The organism is Curtobacterium sp. UNCCL17 (genome assembly GCF_000686685.1).
GTDB classification, from domain to species: Bacteria; Actinomycetota; Actinomycetes; order Actinomycetales; family Microbacteriaceae; genus Curtobacterium; species Curtobacterium flaccumfaciens.
In genome coordinates this window covers 66,924-85,144 of sequence record NZ_JMLI01000017.1, presented here as the reverse complement: position 1 = coordinate 85,144, position 18,221 = coordinate 66,924, and the positions used below count along the sequence as shown (strand labels likewise).

The following is an 18,221-nucleotide window of genomic DNA, read 5'->3' as shown; positions in this document are numbered from 1 at the left end:
AGTCTAGCAGCACCCGTCCGGGCGTGTCGGACCACGGGTGCAGGTGCGGTCAGGACGGGACCGGCTCACGTCGCGGCCGACCTCCGCGTGTGAGACTTGTCCACCGTGATCGCCTCCCACCGTGCCCGCCGAACGCTCGACCGTCCGCGGGTCGTGCGGATCGTCGCGTTCCTGGTCGTCGTCGCCGCCGCGGTGGTCTTCGCCTACTGGCACGTGGGCCGGCAGCGCGTGGACGTCGACGAGGACGTGTACGTGGTGTCCGGCTGGGAGTACCTGCACGGCGTCTTCATCCGCAACCTCGAGCACCCGCCGACGGCGAAGTACCTGTTCGGCCTGGCGGAGGTCGTCCTCGGCGCTCCGGGGCCGCTCGGTCCGCGCTACGTCGCGGCGACCGCCTCGCTGGGCACCGGGCTCCTGTTCTTCCTGTGGTTCCGCCGTCCGGTCGGGTACTGGGCGGCACTCATCGCCGCCGCCCTCTGGTGGCTCACCCCCCGGGCGAACGGCATCGCCTGGGGTGACCCGGGCTCCGGTGTCGCCACCAGGATGGACCGCACGGCGCTGCTCGAACCGGTCATGGTGTTCTTCGCGGTCGCCGCGCTGTACGCCGCGTGGCGGTGGGTGAACGGCGCCGACCGCCGACGCTGGCTCTGGGCCGCTGCGTCCGGCCTGTTGCTCGCCCTGTCCGTGACGTCGAAGATGACCTCCGCCGTGCTCGTCGTGGCGATCATCGCGTTGCCGATCCTGTTCCGCCGGTGGTGGGACCTGTTGACCGGCGGGCTGATCGCGGCCGGGTCGTTCGTCGTCGCGTTCGTGCTGCTGTACGCGCCCGTGGGCTTCGAGCGCGGCTTCGTGCACATGCTGCAGTTCCAGACCGGGCACGCGGAGCTCGGCCACTCCATCGAGCTGCTCGGTCGCGAGTACCTGTTCGCCCCGTGGTGGGCGAACTTCGTGTACTTCACGCAGGGCACCAGCCGCTGGGTGGTCCTCGTGCTGGTCATCGGGCTGATCGCGGCGTTCGTGTTCCGACCCGACCGGCTCGTCGCCTACCTCGGCATCGGCCTCGGTGCGCAGGTCGCCTTCCTGACCGCGTCGGACGTCGCACTCGCGCACTACTACTACGCGTGGATGCCGCTCCTCATCGCCCTCGCCGGCATCGGACTCGGACGTGCCGGCTGGCCGTCCAGGCCCGTCAGCCGTCGGCAGCGGGTACTGCGGGTCACGGCGGTCTGCCTCGTGCTCGCCCTCGCCGTCGTGCCGGTGGTCCGGCTCGGCAGCGCGGTGGCGCAGGCGCGTCCGGCTGGTGTCGCCCGGCTCGACGCGGAGTTGCGGGCACGTGGCGTCGACGACGGCACCGTCCTGTTCAGCGGGTACAACCTGGTCGCGTGGCGGCCGTACTTCTTCGAGCGCGGCACCTGGGAGCCCGACGCCGACGACGTCGTCGCCGTGGTGCAGGGGATCGACCCGCGGTTCCCGATGAAGCCCGGGATCGCCTCGTACCTGGCGGCACACCGCGACGACCTCGAGCACTTCACCGTCGACGAGTTGCAGGTGTGGGTCCCGAAGCACGGCGCGCTCCGCGAACGCGACGGGGTCCTCGAAGCCGTCCCGGGCTGACACGGGTCGACACGCGACGTCCCCCGGGCAGCGGGACGGACGGGAGGCCCGTGGCGGTCCCGCCACGGGCCTCCCGTCCGTCGTCCCCACGCGGCGGGCGCGGGGCGCTCCCCCCAGGACCGCTCCCCGCGACCGCCGCGTCAGTCGACGTCCGCCGGTGCCGCCGGGGCGAGCCGCGCGATCACCCGGTCGAGGCGGGCGTCCACCTGCGGCTGCCGCGTCGAACCCTTCCGGAGCGCGGCCGCGTCGGTCGCGGTGACGTGCAGCAGCCGTTCCCACTCTGCCGCGTACAGCGCGCTGCGGTAGCCGGATGACTCCTGGCACGCGACGTCCCGTCCGGCGACGGCGACCTCGGCCCTCCCCGGATCGTCCGAGAACAGGACGACCTGGTCGCCGTCACGGGCGCTGACGTGCATCGAGGGGGTCGGCATGCCCTCCGGACCCGCCGGCAGGTCCGGCACACCGGACGGCGCCATGCAGGTGCGCCACCCGGCCGCCGCCGTGCGGACCTTGTCGTCCTGGCGCGCATCCAGCGCCGCCAGGTACGTCAGGCGCTGGGCCAGTTCGGACGCGGTCTGCTCGGTGCCGGGCAGCGTCGTGCCGAGGGTCTTCCGGGCTGCCTTCCAGCAGCGGGCGGCCACGTCGTCCGGGAGCGCGGCGAACGCGGCCTGGCGGTCCGGGTCGTACCCCCACTGCCGCAGGCCCTCCTGGTTCGCACCCGCGGCGGACGGCCCGTGGTATCCGCGGGACTCGGCGAGCGCCGCGGTGAGGGGCCTGGTGGTCGCGAGTGCGGGTGAGGGGTTCGCCCGGGCGGCGGTGTCGGCCGCGTCGTCGTCGGCCTGCAGCCCGGCCGCGGTCGCCCAAGGAGCCGGGTCGTCGATGCCGGCCTTCCGCAGGCAGGGCTCGGCCACGAGGTCCTCGGCGTACGTGGTCTTCGACGAGGCCGGTGCGACGAAGGCGTCGAGGGGCATCGCCCACGCCGTGCTGTCCTGTTCGACGGTGGGTGCGACCGCGACGTCGGCGCGTTCGGGCAGCCCGTGGACGACGGCGGTGGCCAGTCCGGCGAGGACGACGACGACGGTGCCGGTCTTCGCGACGCGGTTCGTGATCTGCATGGTTCCCCCTAGGCGCGGACGAGGCCGCGTTCGTGTGCGGTGATGACGACCTGGATCCGGTTCCGGAGTCCGAGCTTCGTCAGGACGGCGCGGACGTGGGTCTTCACGGTGGCGTCGCTCAGGAAGACCGACTCGGCGATCTCGGCGTTGCTGAGCCCCTTCGCGACGAGCAGGAAGACCTCGCGCTCGCGAGCCGTCAGCGCGTCGAGGACCTCGTCGCGTCGGTCGGTCACGGCCGGGGTGCCCTGCGCGCGCAGCAGGTCGAGTGCCTCGGCTTCGGTCGGTGCCGGTCGCCCGGCGTGCACGTCGCGGATGGTCGCGGTGACGACGTCGGGCAGGGCGTCCTTCGTCAGGAACGCGGCGGCGCCGGCGCGGAGTGCGGCGAGCACGGCATCGTCGCGGCGGATGGTCGTGAGCGCGACGACCCGCGGGCGGTCCTGGGTCGAGGCGACGAGACGCGTCAGGGTCTCGATGCCGTTCATGACCGGCATCCGCAGGTCGAGCAGCAGCACGTCGGGGTGTTCGGCGGCGCAGAGCTCGAGGGCGGCGGCACCGTCACCGGCGGTCCCGACACAGGTCATGTCGTCCTGGGCGTCGACGAGCATCTGCATCCCGGTGGCGAACAGTCGCTGGTCGTCGACCACGGCGACGCGGACGGCGCTCATCGGACGTGCTCCGGCAGGACGGCCGTGGTGCCGGTGTCGGTGCCGGACGTCGCCGTGGTCGGCACCGCGGCGCTCGTCGGCAGCCACGCGGTGACGACCCACTCGTCCGGGGCGTCGCCGACACCGGCACGCAGCCAGCCGCCGGCCAGCCGGGCACGCTCCTGCATCCCGGCGACACCGGACCCCGCGCCGTCGAGCTCGACGAGGGGTTCGCTCCCCCGTGACGTCACGACGACGCCGAGCCCCGGGCCGCGCCAGTCGAGCGCCACCCGGGCCGTCGCTGTCCGCCCCTGGTGCTTCAGCACGTTCGTCAGGCTCTCCTGCACGATCCGGTGCACCGCGCTGGCGCTGCCCGCGGGCAGGACCCCGGCGCCGTGCTCCTCGAACGTCGCGGTCATCCCGAGCTCCCGCATGTCCTCGACCAGGTCGGGGACGTCGGCCAGCCCGTGACGGTCGGCGTCGTCACTCGCCTGGATGCGTTCCACCAGGGTCCGGACGTCACCCAGTGCCGAGCGGCTCACGTCGGCGATGTCCTGCAGCGCCCGGGCGGCGTGTTCGTCCCGCACGGCGATGGCCGCGGCGCCCTGGGCCTGGGACACGACGACCGCCAGGGAGTGGGCGAGCGAGTCGTGCACGTCGCGGGCGATCCGTGCGCGCTCCTGCTCGGCCCGGAGCTCGGTCGTGGTCACCTCGGTGCGGCGTTGCGCCTCGACCACCCGGACCCGGGCGAGGCCGATCCGCCAGGCGGCACCGATGGCCACGCCGACCGCCCAGGTGACACCGCTGACCCCGACGAACGCGAAGGTGATCGTGACGAGGTCGGACCGGGTCCCGCCGGAGTTCCCCACCCAGCTGCCCCAGACGTCCTGGTCGGCAGCGGTCGGGACGGCCATCGCCCAGGCGGCCGCCGCGCTCGCGAGCAGGAGCACGGGGACCGCCAGGTAGCGGAGCAGGTCGGACCGACCGGCGCCGACCACGCCGACGACGATCGCGATGGCCAGGTACTCCGGCCAGGTCGTGTCGGTCGGCCGGGTGAGCAGCCGGGCCGCCTGCAGGAGCGGGATGCCGACGACCAGTCCGAGCGCGGTCGCGGGCATCCACGCGGCGAGGCCGATGGCGACGGCGAAGGCCGACACCACGACGACGTGGTCGGCGAGCCCCGCGCGTCCGGCCTCGGCGACGATCCAGAGCACGAGGTACACGGCGCCGGCGGCGGGGGCCAGCAGGTGCCGGTACCGGCGGAGGAGGGAGGTCATGACGCGAGCGTATGGGCCGCGCCGGACGGGGACCGAGCCGTTCGGCCGCTTTTCATCCGAGGTGATGAGGTCCGACCGGACGGCTCAGCGGCCGATCTTCCGGCGGTGCTCCTGCGCGGCGCGGAGGACGTCGCGCGCCCGGTCGCTCGCCGCCTCGGCCTCGTCGCGGACTGCCTCGAGCCGGGTGATCTCGGCCTCGGCCTGCTCGAGGGCACGCTGGAGCTCCGCGCGCCGCTCCTCTGCCTGTTCGAGATCGGCCTCGGCGGCGTCGAGTGCTGCGTCGGCGTCGCGGGACTCCGTGCGCGCTGCGGTCTCGGCCTGGCGCGCGGCCTTCCGGTCGGCGGCCGGGTCGCGCTTCGGTTCGGGTTCGGCGTCCGGTTCCGGAGCATCGCGCTGCGCGGGCCTGGAGGCACGGCTCGCCTTCCGCGCACCCCTCGCCTGGGAGATGGGGATGGGTGGGGCATCGCTGCCGGACCAGGCATCGGGGACCGCGTCCGGATCCGCGAGCGCCCCGTCGAGGTCGACCGCGTCGAACCCCACGCTCTCGAGCGCCGTCACGAGCAGCCCCGACCGGACGGCCGCGCCGGCGTGCGGGTCTGCCATCGCCGCCTCGATCGTCGACCGGACCAGCTCGAGCACCGCCGGGGTGACGGGGTGTCCGGCGTCGGACGCCAGGTCCGCACCGGCCTGCGCGAGGGCGTCGACGACCTCGGCGCGCTGCCGGCGGAGGGTCCGGATCGCGTCGGGGTCGGCGTCGGCCTGGGCCTTGCGGAGCGCCGGTCCGAGGTCGACGGCGTCGTCGAGGGCACCGTCGTGGGCGAGCAGGTCGATCACCCAGGCAGCCGGGGCGGGCTTCCGGAGCTTCCCGATCGCCGTCGCGAGGGCACGGTCGTCCTTCCGCGCCGCGCGTTGTCGTGCGGTGCGTTCGGCGACGAAGTCCTGCGGCGCGACGAGCAGCAGCTCCCTGGCGACGTCGGCGAACTCCATGCCACCACTGTGCCTGCTCGACACCGTGCCCGCTCGACACCGTGCCCGCTCGACACCGTGCCCGCCACGGCGCCGGGGACTACCAGTCGTGGACGGTGCCGTCGGCCAGGCGGTTGAACGGCAGGTACGCCTGCTCGTAGGGGTACTTGCCGGCTTCGTCGACGTCGAGGCTGACCCCGAGGCCCGGCTCGTCACCCGGGTGCAGGTAGCCGTCGGTGAACGTGAAGGTCTGGTGGAACACCTGGTTGGTCTGCGGCCCGTGCTGCATGTACTCCTGGATGCCGAAGTTGTGGATCGCGAGCCCGAGGTGCATCTGCGCCGCGAGCCCCACCGGGGAGATGTCGGTCGGTCCGTGGAACCCGGACCTGACCTGGTACAGCGCCGCGTACTCCATCGTCTTCTTGAGCGGGGTGACGCCGCCCATGTGCGTGACGGCACCGCGGACGTAGTCGATGAGCTGGTCGCGGATGATGTCCTTGAAGTCCCAGATGGTGTTGAAGACCTCGCCGATCGCCAGCGGCGTCGTGGTGTGCTGCCGGACGAGCTTCAGGGCCTCCTGGTTCTCGGCGGGGGTGCAGTCCTCGAGCCAGAACAGGTCGTAGGGCTCGAGCGACTTGCCGAGCTTGGCGGCCTGCAGCGGGGTCATCCGGTGGTGGCCGTCGTGCAGCAGCGGCAGTTCGGGACCGAACTCGGCGCGGACGGCCTCGAACACGGTGGGCACGTGGCGCAGGTAGGCGCGGGTGTCCCAGTCCTCCATCGCCGGGTACGCACCGCGCTGGGCGGGCTCGAAGTCGTAGCGGACGCCGGCGTTGCCCTCGGTGGTCCTGTTCGACGCGATGCCGTAGATGGACTCGAGGCCGGGGACACCGGTCTGCACCCGGATCGAGCGGTAACCCTCTTCCTGGTGTTCGCGGATGGAGTCGAACAGTTCGGGCAGCTCCTTGCCCGAGGCGTGGCCGTACGCCATGAGCCCGGTGCGCGATGCCCCGCCGAGCAGCTGGTACAGCGGCATCCCGGCGACCTTCGCCTTGATGTCCCAGAGGGCCATGTCGACGGCGGCGATCGCGGCCATGGTGACCGGACCACGGCGCCAGTACGACGACCGGTACAGGAACTGCCAGGCGTCCTCGATGCGGCTGGCGTCACGGCCGACGAGCAGCGGGACGACGTGCTCGGACAGGTAGGCGGAGACCGCGAGCTCACGGCCGTTCAGGGTGGCGTCGCCGAGTCCGGTGACGCCGTCGGCCGTGGTGAGCTTGAGCGTCACGAAGTTCCGGTTCGGGCTGGTCACGATGACCTCGGCCCGATCGATCAGCTGGCCGCGGTCCGCCGAGGCCCAGGTGTCCGGACGGCCGGCGGTGGTCTCGGCCGGCCCGCTGTCGGCGGCGCCGGGCACCGGGGCCGCGGGGTTCGTGGTGTTCGTGTCGGTCATGCGTGGACTCCTCCGTTGGAGCGTTCGCGGGCGCGTGCCGCGGCGGTGCGGATGCGGTCGGCCGCCGCCGTCACGGCGGCGACCACGGGGGTGGTGTCGAGTTCGGGCGCGACGACGGCCAGGACGTCGTGCACGTCCGAGTCTGGCCCGGGGGCACCGGGGTCGTCCACCAGGTCGGACTGCTCGGTGAGGTGCAACCACCACGCGGCGAGGGCGGTGGCCGCTCCGGTGCCGATGCCGGCCGAGGGGTCGCGGGCGAGCCGGTGCCGCACGACGTCGACGACACGGACGGGCAGCTTCTGCGAGCCGCCGGACGCGATCTGCCGCAGCGTGTGCCGGATGCGCGGGTTGGCGAACCGCTCGACCAGGGCTGCGCGGGCGTCGGTGACCTCGGCCTCGGGCAGCGGGAGCTCGAGCGCGGCTTCGTCCCAGAGCTGCTCGACGGCGGTGCGGCAGACCGGGTCGTCCATCGCCTCGGCCACGGTGTCGTGGCCGAGCTGCAACCCCAGGTAGGCGAGGAGCGAGTGCGAGCCGTTCAGCAGCCAGAGCTTCCGCTGCTCGTACGGGGTGACGTCGTCGACGATCCGGACGCCGGCCGTCTGCCACGCGGGCCGGTCGATGCCCGCGAAGGTGTCCTCGAGCACCCATTCGGCGAACGGCTCGGTGACGACGGGGACCCGGTCTCCGGCGAGCGCACCCGGCAGTTCCGACAGATGAGCGACGTCGGCGTCGGTGGTCGCGGGGGTGATCCGGTCGACCATCGAGCTCGGGAACGCGACGTTCACCTCGATCCAGTCGCGCAGGTCGTCGTCGGTGACGGCGTCGAGCACGGCGCCGCGCAGGACCACCCCGTTGTGCGTCAGGTTGTCGAGACTGACCAGCGCGATGCGCCCGGAACCGGCGGCACGGCGGGCGTCGAGCCCCGCGACCAGCCGCGCCGGCACGTCGGAACCGGGCCGGTAGCCCTGCTCGGTGACCGTCAGCGTGACGATGGCTGTCTCGGGGGACGCGACCACGTGCCTCCAGGCCGTGTCGTCGCTGCCCGGGTGGGCGGCCACGATGGTGTCGACCACCTCGGCTCCGTCGCCGGACGCGGCTCGCGTGACCAGCGTGTACCGGCAGTCCTGCGCGGCCAACGCGTCCGCGGCCGCGGGCGAGCGGCCGGTGAAGGCGGTGATGCCCCACGGCTCCCCCGTGGTGTGGGCGGTGTACCAGGCGAGGTGGGCGCGAGCGAACGCACCCACCCCCACATGGACGATGCCCGGACGCCGGTCGGTCATGCCGACACCGGAACGAGGGAGCGGAGGTACGCCAGGTTGTCGGCGGTGCGGGTCTCGAGCGGGAGGTCGGTGGAGAAGTCCTCGATGGTGACCCACCCGTCGTACCCGACCTGGCGGAGCGCGTCGAGGTACCCGGACACCGACGCCTGGCCGGTGCGCAGGGGTGCCCACTCGTGCTGCCAGATCGAACTGCCGTCGGCCCGGGTGTCGCCGGTGTCGACCCAGCGGGCGTTCTTCACGTGGGCGTGTGCCAGGTACGGCCCGAGCAGTTCGAACGCGGCGAGGTGGTCCTCGTCACCCTCGATCACGAGGTTGCCGAGGTCGTGGATGACGCCGACGTGTGCGGGGTCGAGACCGTCGATCAGCCGCAGCGCTGCGGAGGCCGACGGTGTGATCGTCATGTGGTGCAGCTCGACCAACACCTTGACGCCGAGTTCGGCCGCGCGGTCCGCCGCCCACTCGAGGTCGGTGCGGGTGCGGTCGAAGAGCTGCGGGTAGGTCTCGCCGGTGCGTTCCTTCTCGGCCCGGTAGTTCGGCATCGTGACGCGGACCTGCCGGGCACCCAGTTCGCTGGTCACGCGCAGCATCGTCTCGACGCCGTCGTGGTCTGCGGCCGGCTGGTAGCCGCCGATGCCCGAGTACTCGAGCCCGGCGGCGTCGGTGACCCGGGCGATCTCACCGACCCGGTCGCGGATGCCGGTGTACTGCCACGTCGAGTTGTTGCCCGCCCAGAACGACCGTTCGGCGGGGACCTCGGCGCCGTCGGCCGGGCGGTCGTCGACGATGCGCCACTCGATGCCGTCCCAGCCCTGCGCGGCCAGGGTCTCGGCGGCTTCGGACGGGGTCCAGTCGGGGGTGGATGCGGTGAACACGGAGAACTTCATCGGGTGGCTCCTTCGGTCGCGCTGGCGGTGGCGGGTGTGCCGACGACCGGCACCACGTCGTCGTACTTCCCCTCGATCACGTCGTCGATGCGGACGGGTTGCCCGAGCGTCGCACTGACGTAGAGCCCGCGGACGGTGGCGAGCGACACGAGGGCCGCGTCGACGGTGACACCCGGTTCGCGTCCCTGCCGGATCGCGTCGACGATGTCCGTGTACTGCCGAGCGTGGCCCGCGGCGAAGTGGTCGGGTTCAGCCGGGCCGCCGACGACGTGCTCGGGCGGGACGACCTGGTCCTTCTGGTCGACCGCACCGGCGACGGCGGTGGCGTTCGACGTGGTGGACGCGGACTCGAGGGTGGCGGTGTCCGGGGCGATGTGGAAGTACGCGAGCCGGTCGTCGTCGACGATGGCGGAACCGTGCGTGCCGTACACGGCGTACCGGGCGGAGAGCCCCGGGTACGCCGCGGTCGTGCAGTGGACGACCCCGAGCGCCCCGCCGGCGAACCGGACGGTGGCGACGGCGGTGTCCTCGACCTCGATGCGGTCGTGGGCGAGGAGCCCCGTCTGGGCCGAGATCTCGACCGGACGACCGAGTGCCCAGACGAGCAGGTCGACGGTGTGCACGCCCTGGTTCATCACCGCGCCGCCGCCGTCGAGCGCCCAGGTGCCGCGCCAGTCACCGGAGTCGTAGTACCCCTGCGACCGGTACCACGCGACGCTCGCGAGCCCCGAGGTCACGGTGCCGAACCCGCCGTCGTGCGCGGCCCGGGCGACGGCTGCCGACGCCGGGTCGAAGCGGTGCTGGCTGATGACGCTGGTGACGAGTCCGCGGTCGCGCGCTGCTGCGGCGAGCGCCGCGATCTGCCGTGCCCGGGGCATCGTGGTGTCGAGCGGCTTCTCGATGACGACGTGCTTGCCGGCGGCCAGGGCGGCCTCGGCGAGCTGCACGTGCATGCCGGACGGCGAGCAGATCGCGACGACGTCGATGTCGGTCTGTTCGATCGCTTCCTCGATGGTGGAGGTCGTGATCGGGCGGGCGGCACCCAGCTCCTGGACCGCGTCCGCCGCGCTCGTGGCGGCTTCGGGCACGGCGTCGACGAGGGCGACGACGTGCAGGTCAGGGTGGTGCACCGCGACGGTGGCGTGGTGGCGTCCGATGACGCCGGCGCCGACGACGGCCAGGCGGAGCGGGTTGGTGGGTTCGGTCATCGCAGGGTGACTCCGATCTGGTCGGTGAGGGTGCGGAAGGCCCGGCCGGCACGACCGAAGGCCGCGGGGCCGGAGAACCCGCCGAGGGAGGTGAAGTCGCTGAGGTGCGGCTCGAGCGAGGCGTACCCGGAGTACCCGGCGTCGCGGAGCGCGGTGAGGGTCTGGACGAGTTCACCGTCGCCCTCGCCCGCCGGCACCACCGACGAGTCGGCGGCGAGGGCGTCCTTGACCTGCAGGTAGTCGACGTACGGGGCGAGCTGCTCCCAGCCGTCGGTGAAGGGCCGGACGCCGCACTGCACGTAGTTCGCGTTGTCCCAGGCCAGGCGGAGCGCGGACGAACCGACGCTCTCGACGATGTCGAGCACGCGCGCGGGGACATCGCCGTAGATGTCCTTCTCGTTCTCGTGCAGCAGGGTCACGCCTTCGCGCTCGGCGAGGTCGGCCAGCGCCCGCATCCGGACGAGGACGTCGTCGCGGACGTCGTCGGGCGTGCGGCCCTCGAAGTAGAACGAGAAGATCCGGATGTTCGTCGTGCCGAGGGCGTGCGCGGCACGGATCGCACGGGCGAGCCGTGACACCTCGTGCTCGACGGGTTCGTCGACGGACACCTTGCCGATCGGCGAGGCGATCGCGGACACGGTCTGCCCGCGCTCGTCGAGCAGCCGGTGGAGTCCGGCGAGCTGGTCCTCGTCGAGGTCGACGACGTTGACGCCCCAGGCGCTCCGGACCTCGATGGCGCTCGCGCCGAGCGCCTGGAGGACCGCGACCTGGACGACCGGGTCGGCGTCGATCTCGTCGCCGAAACCGGAGAGTTCCCAACTGGGCTGGTCGGTCATGGTGTCCTTTCGTTCGGACTGGAGGCGCGTGGCGGGGCCGCCACGGGCCTCCAGTCCGGTTCTGGGTTGCGGCCTACTTGACGGAGCCAGCGGTGAGCCCGCCGACCAGGTAGCGCTGGAAGATCAGGTACAGGGCGACGACGGGGACCGCGCAGACGATCGAGGCGGCCATCATCTGGCCGTAGATCGGGACCGCGCCGCCCTCTTGGGTGGTGCCGAGCACCTGCAGGACCACGGCGACCGTCCGGGTGTTCGGGGTCGTCATGATCGTGGAGAACAGGACGTCGTTCCAGCCGAGCAGGAAGGCGAAGATCGCGGACACGACGATGCCCGGCCACGACAGCGGCAGCACGATCTTCGTCAGGATCTTCGTCGAGCTGGCACCGTCGATGCGCGCCGCTTCCTCGAGTTCCTTCGGCAGGCCGCGCAGGTAGGTGACCATCACCCACGTCGAGAACGGCAGGGCGAACGTCAGGTAGGTGACGAACAGGCCCCAGCGGGTGCCGATGATCTGCACGCCGGTGGCGCTGGCGATGTTCGAGAACACCACGAAGACCGGCAGGAGCAGGAGCGTGCCCGGGATCGACTGCAGGGCGAGGAGCCCACGCAGGATGGTCAGCCGCCCGAGGAACCGGAACCGGACGAGCACGTAGGCCGTGGACACGGCGAGCGCGGCACTCGCGACGGCGACGGCACCGGCGGTGAGCATCGAGTTCACCAGTCCCTCGCCGAGGGCGACGGTGGACCAGATCTCGACGTAGTTCGACAGCGTGAACTCGGACGGGAAGTACTCGCCACGGGCCACGGCGACGTCGGAGTTGACCGAGCCGAACAGGATGTAGAGCACGGGGACGGCGATGAACGCGATGATCACCGCGATGACGGTGACGAGCAGCCAGCGCGGCAGCAGCCGGGTGACGTCGGTGTCGTACGGGCGCTTGTTCCGTCGCCCGCCGTTGCCGGTCGTGATGCTCTCGGTGAGCGTCGCGGTGGGGCGGGTGCGGGTGCTGAAGGACGTGCTCGGGGTGGTCATGCGCGTGCTCCGTCGATGTCGGCGGCTGTCGGGGCGGCGGCGAGCGTGGCGCGGTCGGCGCGACGCTGCTTCCGGTTGGGGCCGGCGTCGTCGCCGGTGTCGAGCTTGACCGCCCGCAGGTAGACGAACAGCGGGATCGCGACGATCACGAGCGAGCAGATAGCCATCGCTGCGGACAGGCCGAAGCGGAACGACTGGAAGCTCGCGATGTACGTCAGGACGGGCATCACCTCGACGCTGGACGGCAGCGGGATGCCGAACAGCACGAACGGCAGCGTGAAGTTGTTGATGTTGTGCAGGATCGAGATGATCACCGCGAGGCTGAGGGGTCCGCGCAGGTACGGGAAGATGATGTACCGCAGCTTCGCCCACCAGGTCACCCCGTCGAGCGCGGCGGCCTCGTGCACCTCGTTGTCCACGGCCTGCAGCCCGGCCAGGGACAGCAGGTAGACGAAGGGCCAGCTCGTCCAGATCATCACCCCGGCGAGCGCCCAGTACGACGCCGAGCCGTTCAGCCACAGCACGTCGGTGTGCAGGATCGAGTTCACGACGCCCTGCGGCTGGAGCATCGTGCGGAAGAACGTGCCGACGACGAACGCGGGGAGCACGTACGGGATCAGGTAGATCGAGCGGACGAGCCCGCGACCGGGGAACCGGTTCTGGGTCGAGATCGCGGCGGCGACCCCGATCGGCACGGTCACGGCCGTGACGAGCACCGACAGCGACACCGAGATCCAGATGGAGTGCAGCAGCGGCGAGTTCGTGAACGCCTCGGTGAAGTTGGCGAACCCGACGAACGGGGCGCTGAACCACTGGCGGAGCGTGTACTGGTCGAGGTCGAGCATCGCGATCCAGAAGCCCACCAGGAGCGGCACCACGATGACGGCGAGCATGAGGACCCCGCCGGGCAGGAGCATCCACAGTGGACGCTCCCGTTTGTAGAGGGGCGTCTTGCCGGCGGGGCGGACCGGCCGGGGCGGCGCCGCGTCGGTGCGGGGCCTGGTCTGCGTGCTGGTCATCACAGACCTCCGTTCTTCTGACGGTCGAGGGTGGCCTGGGCGTCCTTCTGGGCGTCCTGCAGTCGCTTGCGGAGCTGGTCGTCGGTGACCTCGCCGGACTTCAGCGACGGGATCGACTGCACGACCACGTCGACCAGGGCGAGCTGGATGTCGGACCAGGCACCGGTGAACGCGGTCGGCTTGGACAGGCGGCCGGCGTCGATGATCGGCTTGAGCTGCGGGTTGTCGGCCGCCAGGTCGGCGGCGGCGGACGCGTTGGTCGGCAGGTTGCCGAACAGGTCGTAGTACTCGAGCTGGGCCTTCGGCGCGCTGAGCTGCTTGACGAACGCGAACGACAGCTCCTGCTTGGTGCCGTAGTCGGCGACGACCCAGTTGTCGCCGGACAGGATGCTGGCGGCCTCGATGCCGTCGGACGGACGTTCCGTCGCACCCGGCGGGACGGTCGGCAGCAGCGCGAACTCGTACTTGCCGTCGACCTTGGTGCCCTTGAAGGAGTTGATGGCGGTGGTGGTCGTCATCGGGAAGAACGCCGCCTTGCCCTCGGTGAACTGCGCGAGGGCCTGGGCGTTGTTCCAGCCGATCGCGGCCGGGTCGACGACACCGTCCTTCGTCACCCAGTCGAAGTAGGTGCGGTAGGCGTTCTCGACGGCCTCGCTGTCGATCTCGGCCTTCGAGCCGTCGACGATCGTGTTGCCGGCGTTCTGGGCCATCCCCCACACGAACTTCCAGGGGTCGAAGCCGTCGGCGTAGGCGATCGCCATGCCGTGGCGTCCGTCACCCGTGGTGGCCTTCGCGTCGGCGGTCAGCTCGTCCCACGTCGTGGGCATGTCGGTGATGCCGGCCTTCGCGAGCAGGTCCTTGTTCACCGCCATCACGAACGGACGGCTGGCGAACGGGATCCCGATCTGCTTCGACGCACTCGGCCCGGAGATGCCGAACGACGCGGGGTCGAACTGGTCCTTGCCGCCGATCGCGTCCCACTCCTTCGCGCCCATCTCGACGAAGGCACCGGTGGCGTACGCGGTCGGGGTGAAGGTGGTGCCGATCGCGTAGACGTCGGGGCCCTGCCCGGAGATGACGCTCGTCTGGATCGCGGTCAACTCCTCCTGCGCGGACGAGTAGGTCTCCCACTGGATGTCGGCACCGGTCGTGCGCTTGAACTCGGCGGCGGTCTCCCGCTGCCACTGCTTGCGTTCCTTGGGGTAGGTGGTGTCCGCGCCCATCATCACGCGGAGGGTGTTCGGGTCGTCGCCGCTGCCGTTCACCACGGCACATCCCTGCAGGGACAGTGCGGCGAGGGCGACCACGGCGACGGCACCGACGAGGGTGCGGACTTGCAGTCTTCGCGTCTTCACGGGGGTTTCCTCCTCGAGACCTCCTCCGAGCGGCGCTGCTCGGTGGCACCACTGTTCCGCCGTTGGCAACATGCGGCAACCGGTTGCCACTTGTTGCCAGACGCGAATACGTTCGGCCTCGTGAAGGACCTCTCGACGGACGGCGGCGGGCGCACGGGCGGTGCTGCCGGCGCCGCCGCTGGTGCCGCGCGTCGCGTCACCATCCGCGACATCGCCGACGCCACCGGGGTCGCCGCGTCCACCGTCTCCCGCGCCCTGTCCCTGCCCGACCGGGTCAACCCCATCACCCAGGAGCGCATCCAGCGGGCCGCCCGCGAGCTCGGCTACGTCGCCAACTCGCAGGCCCGGGCGCTGACCTCGGGCCGCACCCGCGCCGTCGCCGTGCTCGTGTCCGACATCACGAACCCGTTCTACTTCGACGTCATCCGGGGCACCCAGCACCAGCTCGCCGGGGCCGGCTGGACGCAGCTGCTCGTCGACACCGAGGAGTCCGCCGACGCCGAGATGGCCGCACTCACCGCCGTGGGGGCGAAGGCCGACGGGGTCGTGCTCACGGCGTCACGACTGTCCGACGCGCAGATCGCACGGTTCGCCGAACGGATCCCCCTGGTCGTCGTGAACCGGCGGCCCACCGGCGTGCCCTCGGTGCTCATCGACACCCCCGGCGGGGTGGAGCAGGCGGTGCAGCACCTGGTGTCGCTGGGACACCGGGAGATCCTGTACGTCGCCGGGCCGGACAGCTCGTGGTCGAACGAGCGTCGGTGGCGCGCCCTCGTGCAGGTCGCCAAGCGCCTGGGGATCCGCGTCGCCCGGGTCGGGCCGCACGCACCCTTCGTCGACTCCGGCGCGGCGGCCGCCGACGCCGCCGTGCACGCCGGTGCGACCGCGTGCATCGCCTTCAACGACCTGATCGCCATCGGGATGCTCGCTCGACTGCGGGAGCGCGGGGTCCGCGTCCCCGAGGACATGAGCATCGTGGGCTGCGACGACATCTTCGGCGCCGACTTCTGCAACCCGCCGCTCACCACGATGACCTCGCCGATCGAGCGGGCCGGCCGGGTCGCGATCAGGATGCTGCTCGGACGGCTCGGCGCCCTGCCCGCCGACGAACTGCCCGGGGAGCACATGTCCGGTGCCGTCGCCCTGCCCACCCACCTGACCGTGCGCGAGTCGACCGGACCGGCACCCCGTGCCGGCACCGGCACCGACTGATCCCGCACGAGCAGCCCCCGCACTCGCCACCGGCGAACTCGCCGCCCCCGAAGGAGTCGATGATGACCCGCACCAGCACCCCCACCCGGCTCGCACCGCACCCCGACCGGCTGTTCCCCGCCGACCCCGGGGCTCGAGCCGTGGCACGCACCGTGTACGAGGCGGTCAAGGACGCCCCGATCATCTCGCCGCACGGGCACGTCGACGCGGCACTGATCGCCTCGGACCAGCCGTTCAGCGACCCCGCGTCGCTGCTCATCACGCCCGACCACTACGTGCTCCGCCTGCTGCACGCGAACGGGGTGGACCTGGCCGCGCTGGGACGCACGGACCTGTCGGGGCCCCGCCCGGGCTCGCAGGCTCGCCCGGCGGCGTCGGCGCATCGCTGGCGCGATGCCGCTGAGCCGACGCCGCCAGGCCGTGCCGTCTGGCGGCAGCTGGCGGAGCACTGGGACGACTTCCTCGGGACCCCCGTGCGCTACTGGTTCGAGACGGAGCTGCACGACGTGTTCGGGCTCGAGCAGGCGCCGTCCGCCGCGAACGCGGACGACCAGTACGACCACATCGCCGGCCTGCTGGCGTCCCCCGCCTTCCGGCCACGCGCGCTCTTCGACGCCTTCAGCATCGAGGTCCTCGCCACCACGGACGGGCCGGCGGACGACCTCGCTGCGCACGCGCAGCTCGCGGCGGACCCCGGCTTCACCGGCCGGGTGCTCCCCACGTTCCGCGCGGACGCCGTGTTCGACCCGACACGGTCGGACTGGAGGCGCGTGGTCGCGTCGATCGGCGAGGCCGCCGGCATCGACACGGGCACCCACGCAGGGCTACTGGCGGCTCTCCGCGCACGTCGCCACTACTTCATCGAGCACGGCGCGACCGCCACGGACACCGGGGTGCTCGACGCGGGCTCCGCTCCCCTGCCGTCGAGCGAGCGGGAACGCATCCACGCGGCGGCGCTGCGCGATGCGTCGTCGGTCACCGAGGCCGAGGCGAGGGCGTACCGGCACGACATGCTCTACCGCTGGGCGGAGATGAGCGTCGAGGACGGCCTCGTCATGCAGCTGCACCCCGGGGTGATCCGGAACCACCACACCCCGACGCTCGAGCGCTTCGGGCCGGACACCGGGCACGACCTGCCGGCCGTCGGGTCCTTCACCGAGCCGCTCCGACCGCTGCTCGAGTCCTTCGGGACCGCTCCCGGGTTCCACCTGGTGCTCTTCACCGTCGACGAGACGGTCTTCTCGCGCGAGATCGGGCCGCTCGCGGGCTTCTACCCCGCCGTGTACGCGGGCGCGCCGTGGTGGTTCATCGACACCCCGGCGGCCATCGGGCGATACCGGTCGGCCGTCACCGACTCCGCGTCGTTCACCAAGACCTCCGGGTTCATCGACGACACCCGCGCGTACTGCTCCATCCCCGCGCGGCACGACATGGCGCGGCGGGCGGACGCGGCGTACCTGGCGTCGCTCGTGGTCACGCACCAGATCTCCGAGGAGGACGCCGTCCGCACCGCCCGGCGCATCGTGTCCGACATCCCGCGGGCGACGTTCAAGCTCTGACGCGGGCGGGTGCGGGGCGGGTGGTGCGGGGCGGCTGCTTGGCGCAGCGCGGTGTTGCTGCTTGGTGCGACGTTCCGTTCTCGGTGCGAGGGTTGCCGGGTCGCACGGAACACGGAACCTCGCACGGTTCGGCGCTGCGGCGGTACGGTCGGGCGCATGAAGGAGCGCGTGACGGCGGCGTACAGCGCTCGGGCCGACGAGTACGCGGCGCTGCTCGGGTCGATGGACGCCGTCCACCCCGACGACCGAGCCCTCGTCGACGCCTGGGCAGCCGGTCAGAGCGGTGCCCTGGTCGACGCCGGGTGCGGCCCCGGTCACTGGACGGCGCACCTCGCACAGCAGGGGCACCGGGTCAGCGGCATCGACGCGGCGCCGGAGTTCGTCGAGCACGCACGACGGACGCACGGCGCCTCGGTCGACTTCCGGGTCGGGTCGCTCGACGCGCTCCCGCTCGCGGACGGCAGCGTCGACGGGGTCCTGGCCTGGTACTCGGTGATCCACCACGAACCGTCGCGGATCGGTGGGCCACTCGACGAGTTCCGCCGGGTGCTCACCCCCGGCGGTGGGTTGCTGCTCGGGTTCTTCGAGGGCGCCGCGGTCGAGGCCTTCGACCACGCGGTCGTCACCGCCTACCGCTGGCCGGTCGCGTCCCTGGCGGCGCTGCTGGACGAAGCGGGCTTCGACGTGGTGGACGTCCGCACCCGCACGGACCCGGGGCACCGGCCGCACGGGGCGATCAGTGCGGTGCGCCGCTGATCGGCCGCGG

General features: G+C 72.1%; 16 protein-coding genes. 4 read left to right on the top strand and 12 right to left on the bottom strand.

The features are described 5' to 3' along the window. Positions 1-105 precede the first annotated feature (105 nt). Complete coding sequence (locus BR70_RS0100580; RefSeq protein WP_027464487.1) at positions 106-1,614, top strand: phospholipid carrier-dependent glycosyltransferase; 1,509 nt, start codon at positions 106-108, stop codon at positions 1,612-1,614. A 140-nt stretch (positions 1,615-1,754) separates the two neighbouring features. Here the strand turns inward: BR70_RS0100580 and BR70_RS0100575 are convergent, their stop codons facing one another. From BR70_RS0100575 to BR70_RS0100515, 12 genes are all read right to left on the bottom strand, one after another. Further along, positions 1,755-2,729, bottom strand: coding sequence for a hypothetical protein (locus BR70_RS0100575; protein ID WP_027464486.1), 975 nt, complete (start codon positions 2,727-2,729; stop codon positions 1,755-1,757). A gap of 8 nt (positions 2,730-2,737) precedes the next feature. After that, positions 2,738-3,394, bottom strand: a complete 657-nt coding sequence (locus tag BR70_RS0100570; RefSeq protein WP_027464485.1) for a response regulator transcription factor — start codon at positions 3,392-3,394, stop codon at positions 2,738-2,740. After that, positions 3,391-4,650, bottom strand: a complete 1,260-nt coding sequence (locus BR70_RS21960) for a sensor histidine kinase (RefSeq protein WP_051596495.1) — start codon at positions 4,648-4,650, stop codon at positions 3,391-3,393. The genes BR70_RS0100570 and BR70_RS21960 overlap by 4 nt, the downstream gene beginning before the upstream one ends. Before the next feature lie 84 nt (positions 4,651-4,734). Beyond that, the gene (locus BR70_RS21955) at positions 4,735-5,637 is read right to left on the bottom strand and encodes a hypothetical protein (RefSeq protein WP_051596494.1); all 903 of its coding nucleotides are present in this window, start codon (positions 5,635-5,637) and stop codon (positions 4,735-4,737) included. A gap of 79 nt (positions 5,638-5,716) precedes the next feature. Next, the gene (gene manD, locus BR70_RS0100550) at positions 5,717-7,069 is read right to left on the bottom strand and encodes a D-mannonate dehydratase ManD (protein ID WP_231495607.1); all 1,353 of its coding nucleotides are present in this window, start codon (positions 7,067-7,069) and stop codon (positions 5,717-5,719) included. Continuing rightward, positions 7,066-8,349: a mannitol dehydrogenase family protein gene (locus BR70_RS18810; protein ID WP_051596493.1), complete on the bottom strand. Its 1,284-nt coding sequence runs from the start codon at positions 8,347-8,349 to the stop codon at positions 7,066-7,068. The genes manD and BR70_RS18810 overlap by 4 nt, the downstream gene beginning before the upstream one ends. Next, positions 8,346-9,233 carry a sugar phosphate isomerase/epimerase family protein gene (locus BR70_RS0100540; RefSeq protein ID WP_027464483.1) on the bottom strand — a complete coding sequence of 296 codons (888 nt, stop codon included), beginning with the start codon at positions 9,231-9,233 and terminating at the stop codon, positions 8,346-8,348. The genes BR70_RS18810 and BR70_RS0100540 overlap by 4 nt, the downstream gene beginning before the upstream one ends. Beyond that, positions 9,230-10,441: a Gfo/Idh/MocA family oxidoreductase gene (locus BR70_RS0100535; RefSeq protein ID WP_027464482.1), complete on the bottom strand. Its 1,212-nt coding sequence runs from the start codon at positions 10,439-10,441 to the stop codon at positions 9,230-9,232. The genes BR70_RS0100540 and BR70_RS0100535 overlap by 4 nt, the downstream gene beginning before the upstream one ends. Then, the gene (locus tag BR70_RS0100530; protein WP_027464481.1) at positions 10,438-11,277 is read right to left on the bottom strand and encodes a sugar phosphate isomerase/epimerase family protein; all 840 of its coding nucleotides are present in this window, start codon (positions 11,275-11,277) and stop codon (positions 10,438-10,440) included. The genes BR70_RS0100535 and BR70_RS0100530 overlap by 4 nt, the downstream gene beginning before the upstream one ends. A gap of 73 nt (positions 11,278-11,350) precedes the next feature. Continuing rightward, a complete protein-coding gene (locus BR70_RS0100525) occupies positions 11,351-12,310 on the bottom strand; it encodes a carbohydrate ABC transporter permease (RefSeq protein ID WP_027464480.1) in 960 nt (319 codons plus the stop codon). Next, positions 12,307-13,329: a carbohydrate ABC transporter permease gene (locus BR70_RS0100520; protein WP_027464479.1), complete on the bottom strand. Its 1,023-nt coding sequence runs from the start codon at positions 13,327-13,329 to the stop codon at positions 12,307-12,309. The genes BR70_RS0100525 and BR70_RS0100520 overlap by 4 nt, the downstream gene beginning before the upstream one ends. After that, positions 13,329-14,684, bottom strand: a complete 1,356-nt coding sequence (locus BR70_RS0100515; protein WP_027464478.1) for an ABC transporter substrate-binding protein — start codon at positions 14,682-14,684, stop codon at positions 13,329-13,331. The genes BR70_RS0100520 and BR70_RS0100515 overlap by 1 nt, the downstream gene beginning before the upstream one ends. Before the next feature lie 120 nt (positions 14,685-14,804). Between BR70_RS0100515 and BR70_RS18805 the strand changes: the two genes are divergently transcribed. The 3 genes from BR70_RS18805 (at position 14,805) to BR70_RS0100500 (ending at position 18,211) form a co-directional block, all read left to right on the top strand. Continuing rightward, a complete protein-coding gene (locus tag BR70_RS18805; RefSeq protein WP_051596492.1) occupies positions 14,805-15,896 on the top strand; it encodes a LacI family DNA-binding transcriptional regulator in 1,092 nt (363 codons plus the stop codon). Positions 15,897-15,958: 62 nt separating this feature from the next. Next, positions 15,959-17,455 carry a glucuronate isomerase gene (gene uxaC, locus BR70_RS0100505; protein WP_027464477.1) on the top strand — a complete coding sequence of 499 codons (1,497 nt, stop codon included), beginning with the start codon at positions 15,959-15,961 and terminating at the stop codon, positions 17,453-17,455. A 156-nt stretch (positions 17,456-17,611) separates the two neighbouring features. Then, complete coding sequence (locus tag BR70_RS0100500) at positions 17,612-18,211, top strand: class I SAM-dependent methyltransferase (protein WP_027464476.1); 600 nt, start codon at positions 17,612-17,614, stop codon at positions 18,209-18,211. Positions 18,212-18,221: the final 10 nt, after the last annotated feature.